The sequence below is a fragment of the Rhodoblastus sp. genome (genome assembly GCF_052145335.1).
GTDB lineage: Bacteria > Pseudomonadota > Alphaproteobacteria > Rhizobiales > Beijerinckiaceae > Rhodoblastus.
Map to the genome: position 1 here is coordinate 1 of NZ_JBKQOU010000203.1, position 3,012 is coordinate 3,012.

General features: G+C 56.9%; 2 protein-coding genes. Both read left to right on the forward strand.

Annotated elements, in window-relative coordinates; translation table 11 throughout:
* The first annotated feature begins 225 nt into the window (after window positions 1-225).
* Window positions 226-1,761, forward strand: a complete 1,536-nt coding sequence (locus tag ACLP2E_RS12990) for a substrate-binding domain-containing protein (protein ID WP_442466175.1) — start codon at window positions 226-228, stop codon at window positions 1,759-1,761.
* A gap of 339 nt (window positions 1,762-2,100) precedes the next feature.
* Window positions 2,101-2,874, forward strand: a complete 774-nt coding sequence (locus ACLP2E_RS12995) for a M48 family metallopeptidase (RefSeq protein ID WP_442466176.1) — start codon at window positions 2,101-2,103, stop codon at window positions 2,872-2,874.
* Window positions 2,875-3,012: the final 138 nt, after the last annotated feature.

A 3,012-nucleotide genomic window follows, 5' to 3' on the forward strand; every position in this document is an offset into this window, starting at 1 on the left:
CTTGCGGCACCGGCCTTTATGCCGACCTCGAATATAGGGTGACCGTCTGGCACCCCGGCGGACGCGTTTCCCGCAGCCGGGGCGCGTTTGCGCCGCTCGAATGCAATCAACCGGCGGGCCAGTTCGATCGCTACAGCTCGAAAACGCTTCCGCAGCTGTTTTTAGCGCGCTGAGGTGCAGCCTGCCGCCAATTCTATCCAATCCATCTTCGCGCGAGGAGAGACTATGTTGTTCCGATCCATCCTGCCCGTTGGCCTGTGTATGGCGCTGCTCACGGCGGCCCATGCCGGAGAAGTGACGTTAACTTTACGCGGGGGCGGCTTAACCGTCATCGGCGAGATCGTGGCGTCGGACGCGAACTCTTTTGTCATTAAGTCGCAGAAATTCGGCGTCATGGCGCTTGAATCTTCCAAATTCGAGTGCTCCGGAGCGGCATGCCCCAAGCGGGCTGCGCTCACAACGTCCAGCAAACTTGGGATTCACGGCTCCAATACGATCGGGGCGCAGTTGATGCCGAACACAATCGAAAGGTTCGCCGAGCAGGAAGGCTACTTGCTTGAGAAAATCACCGGATCCGACCCCGAGGCAGTGCAATACAAGCTTTCATCCGGCGATGGCAAAGACTTGGGCTCCATCGATTTGCAATCTCACGGCAGCAACACCGCGCCTCCGGATTTGCTCGCGGGAAAAGCGCAGATCGGCGAGATGTCGCGGCCGATAAAACCAGAAGAAATAAAGTCGATAACGGACGCGGGAATGACGCTGACAACGAGCGTCTTCGCCTTGGACGGCATCGTTGTATTGGTGTCGCCCCAGAACCCCGTCCCGGCGCTCGATTTGGATCAAATCGCAAAGATTTTCTCTGGCGAGATCAAGGATTGGAGCGAGGTTGGCAGAAGTCCCGGCAAGATTATTCTTTACGGACGCGATGCAAAGTCCGGAACTTACGACACTTTCGATAATCTTGTGCTCAAGCCGAAGAAACTGAAGATTGCAGCGGAGGCGAAGAGGTTCGAATCCAGCCCCGAGCTTTCCGACGAAGTGGCCCGGAACCCCGACGGGATCGGATTTGTGGGGTTTGCCTATGTCCGGAACGCCAAACCGCTCGCGATATCGTCGTCCTGCGGAATTGTGTCCGCGCCGGACGTCTTCTCGGTAAAGACCGAAGAATACCCGCTTTCGCGCCGGCTTTTCCTTTATCGCACCGGCTCGGTACCGGCAATCGGCACGCGGCTCTTGGACTATGCCCTCTCCGATAAGGCGCAAGACACCGTTTCGGAGGCCGGATTTGTAAATCAGCGCGTGGATTTTCAGACATTTGCGCAGCAAACCGCCCGGCTGGCGCCAGCTCTGCTTGTGCCCGATAAGGATTTCAAGCTCGCACAAATGCGCGATTACGTGAGCACGGTTAAGGGGGGGCGGCGCTTGTCGGTGAACTTTCGCTTTCAACGGAACTCGTCTGCGGTGGACGAAAAGGCCAGGCAGGATATTCCGCGGCTTGCGCGTTTCTTGAAGAGCGGCGCCGCTAACTTCAAAGAAATCTTGCTGCTTGGGTTCGCCGATAGCACCGGCTCCTTCGAAGGCAACCGCGCGATATCGTTTAGCCGGGCCGCAAGCTTCAAAGCCGCATTAGCCGCGGAGGGTATCCCCGCGGAGCGGATCGTTGTGAAAGCCTATGGCAGCTTGCTTCCGGCAGGCTGCAATGCAACCGAAGCGGGAAAAGACCGGAACCGGCGGGTCGAAGTGTGGGGCAAAGAGTAGCAATATCCATTTCGCACTTGCGAAATAATTAGGGAAGTGCTGAAATCTCTATAAAATTTGCAACTTTGTTCAGCCTGTTGCCAAAAAGCTAGAACGTAGCCGGGAGAAAGGTGGTATGATTTGATGCATTGTGGGGATAAGGCTGTAGCATCGGTGTTGAAAAACCGCTATAATGGTTATTTCTTCCGCAATCTGTTGCATAAAAACCGCAGATTGATGGGCAGTGACCTGCTAGACTCTACAAGAGTCGCTTACAAATCGAAACCGCGTTGAAGCATTGACGAAAGTCTCATGCTAGCCACATCTGTTATTGCCCTCGAGCACACTCCAATCCTTCGCATGCCCGACGTGGGATGCAACGTGGAGTTGCGACGGTCTTCGCGAGCGAAGCGGTTCTCCCTTAAGGTCAGCCATACCGAGCGCGCGGCAATCTTAACGCTTCCAAACAGGGGGCGGGTCGAAGATGCAACCGCCTTTCTCGCCCGGCACGCCGACTGGCTCAGGAAACAGCTCGAGCGCCTACCCGAGCCCGTCCCGTTCGCCGATGGCGCACTCATTCCTCTGAGAGGTGAGTTTCACTGCCTCAAATTCATGGGCGCCTTGCGAAATAGCGGCGTCGTGTCGGTCCTCGGCAAGAGTTCGCAAGCGCAGGACGCCTCCGCGTTCGCCATGCTGCCAGCCTGGCGCAGCCAGTGCTGCTCGAATACAGAACTTTCCATCCCCCAAATTTGCGTCAGCGGCGAAAAGGACCATGCACCCCGCCGGCTTTCGGATTGGCTTCGCGCCGAGGTGCGCAGAGACATCGCGGTGAGCGTATCCAAACATGCTAAAGCGCTCGAATGCGCCCCCAAGCGGATCGCAGTGCGCGATCAAGCAACGCGATGGGGCTCCTGCTCGACCAGCGGTACACTTTCTTTCTCATGGCGGCTCATCTTTGCGCCGCCATTTGTTTTGGATTACGTCGCAGCGCACGAAGTGGCCCATCTGCGCGAGATGAACCACGGCCCCCGCTTCTGGCGCCTCGTGAGGGAAGCCGTTCCGCCTATGCAAAAGGCGCGGATTTGGCTAAAGGCGCACGGCGCAGAGTTGCATCGCTTCGGTAGCGATCTTTAAGATTGTGCATCGCACATCTGGCTCTCGCCTTATCGCGGATTTTTTGGCACACTACTAATCCCGATGCGCAAAGCCATGGATCGTTGTGGACCAAAAAAGACGCTTCCCTGAGTTCTACGTCACCGCGCCTCAACCTTG